This is a genomic window from Spirulina sp. CCNP1310, from assembly GCF_034932185.1.
Taxonomy (GTDB): domain Bacteria; phylum Cyanobacteriota; class Cyanobacteriia; order Cyanobacteriales; family Spirulinaceae; genus Spirulina.
Genome location: NZ_JAYGHW010000112.1, coordinates 1 through 4,390 on the forward strand (window position 1 = coordinate 1; position 4,390 = coordinate 4,390).

5 protein-coding genes are annotated in these 4,390 nt (G+C 53.8%); 4 read left to right on the forward strand and 1 reads right to left on the reverse strand.

All coding sequences use genetic code 11. The annotated features are described in order from the left end of the window. Both VB712_RS20265 and VB712_RS20270 read left to right on the forward strand, forming a co-directional pair. A partial coding sequence (locus VB712_RS20265) for a TonB family protein (RefSeq protein WP_323258161.1) occupies nucleotides 1-729 on the forward strand: 729 nt, incomplete at its 5' end. Beyond that, nucleotides 726-1,754, forward strand: a complete 1,029-nt coding sequence (locus VB712_RS20270; protein ID WP_323258163.1) for a bifunctional heptose 7-phosphate kinase/heptose 1-phosphate adenyltransferase — start codon at nucleotides 726-728, stop codon at nucleotides 1,752-1,754. The genes VB712_RS20265 and VB712_RS20270, both read left to right, overlap by 4 nt. A gap of 59 nt (nucleotides 1,755-1,813) precedes the next feature. Here VB712_RS20270 and argH read toward each other — a convergent pair whose 3' ends face one another. Beyond that, nucleotides 1,814-3,202 (reverse strand): argininosuccinate lyase, encoded by a 1,389-nt coding sequence (gene argH, locus VB712_RS20275; RefSeq protein WP_323258165.1) that lies wholly within the window; start codon nucleotides 3,200-3,202, stop codon nucleotides 1,814-1,816. Nucleotides 3,203-3,364: 162 nt separating this feature from the next. Here argH and VB712_RS20280 point away from each other — a divergent pair, with 162 nt between their 5' ends. Together VB712_RS20280 and VB712_RS20285 are read left to right on the forward strand one after the other, a co-directional pair. Continuing rightward, nucleotides 3,365-3,640, forward strand: a complete 276-nt coding sequence (locus VB712_RS20280) for a DUF1778 domain-containing protein (RefSeq protein ID WP_323258167.1) — start codon at nucleotides 3,365-3,367, stop codon at nucleotides 3,638-3,640. Next, a complete protein-coding gene (locus VB712_RS20285; protein ID WP_323258169.1) occupies nucleotides 3,640-4,152 on the forward strand; it encodes a GNAT family N-acetyltransferase in 513 nt (170 codons plus the stop codon). Before VB712_RS20280 ends, VB712_RS20285 begins: the two co-directional genes overlap by 1 nt. Nucleotides 4,153-4,390: the final 238 nt, after the last annotated feature.

Here is a 4,390-nt window from a genome sequence, read left to right on the forward strand (position 1 = left end):
AATCCTCCCAATCGCGCCACACCTCAGGATCGCCGGATTCCTCAGTTTGAAGTGGCGGATGAAAACCCGAATTTCCAATTGCAAGAGTTTGAAAATCCGGCGGAACTGCTGCCCCGGCCTCGGGGTGCGGAGCAACTAGCCCGCCAGAATCCCCCCAATCCTGACCAGGCCGCGATCATCGTCCCTCCCCCTAGCCCCGAAAAAGCCCCCGAAGAAGGCTCAACGGCTAGCCCTTCAGAAGCGATCGCCGCCCGCCGAGAGGAGACGGTACTCAGTGAAATCGAGCAACGGCGGGAAAATCTCCGCAGTAACCCCATTGACACCACCGCAGCGGAAGCGGAGGAAAATAATGCCCGCTGGTTGGCGGCGGCGGTGGTGGAGCCTCGGGCGCTGACAGTGGCAGGAAATTACCCCGAAGATGCCTGTTTACGGCGACTGTCGGGAACAACGGTTTACGGTGTAGAAGTGCGCCCCGATGGCTCAAGGGGGGAACCGCAACTGTTGCAAAGTGCGGGCCATAAGATTTTTAATGATCAGGCGCGATCGCAACTGGGTTCCGTCAGTTTCCCCGCCGTCAACCGTCCCACCCCCTTCCGCGTCACCGTCCCCTTCACCTATAATCCCGAAACCTGCCCCGGTTTAGCCGTTCCCACCCCCGAACCCACGCCTACCCCACCCCGCCCCAATACCCCACTCCCCGCCCCCCCCACCGAGGAAGACCCGCGATGACCATGCCCGCTACTTTTACCGCTGATCTCTTGGCAGCAGCCCCCCGTTTACAGGGATTGTTAGATCGCTTTGCCACCTGCCGGGTGTTGGTGGTGGGGGATCTCACCCTAGATGAATTTTTGACGGGCCAGGTGGAGCGGATTTCCCGTGAAGCGCCGGTCTTGATTTTGCGCCATGAGTTCACCCGCCAAATTCCGGGGGGGGGAGCCAATGCCATCTATAACTTGGCGAAGTTGGGGGCGCAGGTGATCGCGGTGGGGTTGATTGGCAAGGATGTGCAAGGGGAGGCCCTACGGGAGATTTTCAGCAGCGCGGGCATTGATACCCAAGGGTTAGTTGTGGATGCCAGCCGGCCAACAGTGACGAAAACGCGGATTGTCGGCCATGCGCGGCAATCGGTGAGCCAGCAGATGGTGCGGATCGATCGCAAGTCCGATGAACTGGTGAGTTTAGAGATGCAGTTAGAGTTAGCGGCGGTGATCCGCAGTCAGTTGGGGAATGTGGATGCGGTGGTTTGTTCCGATTATGGGGAAGGGGTGTTTACGCCGCCCGTGATTGAGGCGGCGTTGGGCCACGATCGCACCATTGTCGATGCGCAAAAAGGCCTACCCCGTTACCAGGGGGCGACGATCTTCACCCCCAACCTGCCAGAGGCGGAAAACGCCGTCGGCTATGGCCTCCCCGATACGCCGACGGTGGAGCGGGCCAGTCAGGAATTACGGGATCTCACCCAAGCGGCCAATATGTTGATCACGCGGGGGGATGAGGGGATGACGTTGTGCGATCGCACCGGCCAAATCCACCACATCCCCGCCTTTAACCGTACCGATGTGTTCGATGTGACGGGGGCGGGGGATACGGTGGTGGCGGCGTTGACATTGGCTCTTTGTTTGGGGGCAACGGAATGGGAGGCGGCGGTATTGGGGAATTTAGCGGCGAGTTTGGTGGTGCGCCATTTTGGGACGGCGACCACATCCGTAGCAGAAATGAAAGCCACCCTCGCCGGCCTCTGTGAGGAGATTTAATCGGCAATCCCCTGATTGATAACGTAGGGGCGAAAAATTTTTCGCCCTTCCGCCCCCCCTTAACCCAACAGTTGCTCTTTAGCGGATTTGATCGCGCTGCGCACCTGCTCAAAACCTGTGCCGCCGTAGCTGTTGCGGGCCGCCACCACTTGACGGGGGGCGATCGCCGCATAAATATCCGCCTCAAACTGAGGATGCAACGCCTGCCATTCCTCTAAGGTGAGGTCTTTTAACAGTTTCCCCGCCGCTAAACTGGTTTTCACCACCTTGCCCACCAGGTTATAGGCCTCGCGGAAAGGCACACCCTTAGCCGCCAAATAATCCGCCACATCGGTAGCATTAGAAAAGTCTTCATTCACCGCTGCTTCTAACCGTTCCGTTTTAAATTCAATCCCTTCCCGTAATAGAATTGTCATCGCTTCTAAACAGGCCTCAATGGTTTTCACCCCATCAAAAAGCGCCTCTTTATCTTCTTGTAAATCCTTGTTATAGGCCAAAGGCAACCCCTTCATAATTGTTAACAGGGCTTGCAAATGACCAAATACTCGCCCCGTTTTCCCTCGCACCAATTCGGGAATATCGGGGTTTTTCTTTTGGGGCATGATGCTAGAGCCAGTGGAGCAACTGTCTTGAAATTTAATAAAGCTAAATTCCTGGGAACCCCAGAGGATCAGTTCCTCACTGAAGCGGCTGAGATGCACCATGATCAGGCTGGCGGCACAGAGGAATTCAATGGCAAAATCGCGATCGCTCACCCCATCGAGGCTGTTAGCATAGACCCCGCCAAATTTCAATTCCGCAGCGGTGTAATGGCGATCAATGGGGAATGTGGTTCCTGCCAATGCGCCACTCCCCAAAGGTGAAATATTGGTGCGGTGGTAAATTTCCCCCAACCGTTCCCAATCCCGTTGGGCCATTTGGAAATAGGCGAGGAGGTGATGGGCGAGGCTGACGGGTTGGGCGCGTTGGAGGTGGGTATAGCCGGGGATCAGCGTTTCGACATGGGTTTCAGCCTGTTTGAGTAAAACCCCTTGCCATTCCCGCAGTTGAATGCGGATGCCTTGGATTTGATCCCGGAGATAGAGGCGAATATCTGTCCCCACTTGGTCATTGCGCGATCGCGCCGTGTGGAGTTTTTTGCCCACATCCCCCATTAATTGGGTCAGCCGCCGCTCAACGGCAAAATGGACATCTTCGGCATCAATGCCGGGGTTAAACCGGCCTTCTTGGTATTCGAGGCGGATCTGTTCGAGGCCGGTGATCAGTTGTTGCCCCTCTTCTTTACTAATGATGCCGGTGTGGGCGAGCATCTTGGCATGGGCGATGGAGCCGGTGATGTCGTATTCAATCAGTTCGATATCAAAGCCAATGCTGGCATTAAAGCGGGCGATGGCCGGATGCAAGGCGCTTTCAAAGCGATCGCTCCAGGTTTTTTTCCCTTGATTCATAAAACAGCCCCAATCACAACGCAGCAAACAACGCCCTCTATCTTAGCGGTTGCCGTGGGGGGAAACTAGCCCATGGGTCACAAATCCCCCTTACCGTTGCTATCCGGCAATCTGCCGGGTATGATCAAAACATAGCCGTTGCCGCCTATTCCTGAAATACCCATGGCCCCCTCCCCCTCAGCCCGACTCGAAGCCCGCATCAGCCCAGAAACCAAAGCCCTGATTCAAAGAGCCGCCGATCTGCAAGGCAAAAGCTTAAAGGATTTTACCGTCACCATCCTCGAAGCGGAAGCTTACAAAATCATCGAGCGTCACCAAACGCTCAAACTCAGTTGTGAAGATAGCGAAGCCTTCATCAATGCCCTAATTAATCCCCCCGAACCGAATCCCGCCTTAAAATCAGCCGTGGCACAATACAACCAAAGTATTGCGGGCTAATGGTTTTTAAAATTATGCCCCTTGCGCCGAAACAGCATATCCGCGCAGGCTTTTGTTGTGGACAAGAGAGCCTCGATCATGACATCCAAACCCAAGCCTCCCAAGATCTCAAAAAACGAGTCTGTACTGTTTTTGTCTGCATTGATGAGCCGAATATGACGGTTTTGGGCTACTATACCCTCTCTGCTTACACCGTTACGGTGACAGATTTACGAAACAATTTTGCCCAAAAATTACCCCGTTATCCTCGATTACCGGCAACATTATTAGGCCGTCTTGCTGTCACTCAGACTTGCAAAGGTCAAGGATTAGGAAAACTTTTGCTGATTGATGCCCTCAAAAAATCCTGGCACACGGCTCAACAAGTGGGATCTTTAGCGGTCATTGTCGAAGCTTTAGACGCACCCGCCTTGAATTTTTATCAAAAATATGGCTTTCAACCTTTTCAACAAGAGCCGATGAAGCTCTATCTACCGATGCAATCCATCGACAAACTATTTTCCCCCATCTAGCCAATCCTCACCCGCAACCCTAGACCAGATTTTGCTCCGAAACTTAGAGATTTATGAACGACACGCTCGAAATTAACGAATTACGAAAATAGTGCGGGAGTCTTAGAGCAACGTCAATTTATTGCGGGGATGAAAGACGACACGAGCGACTTTAGTCGCCGTTTTGGGCCAGTCATGTTATGCTAATTACATTGTATTTCAAACGTCTAGGAACTATAACAAGGCTAAAAACCGACAG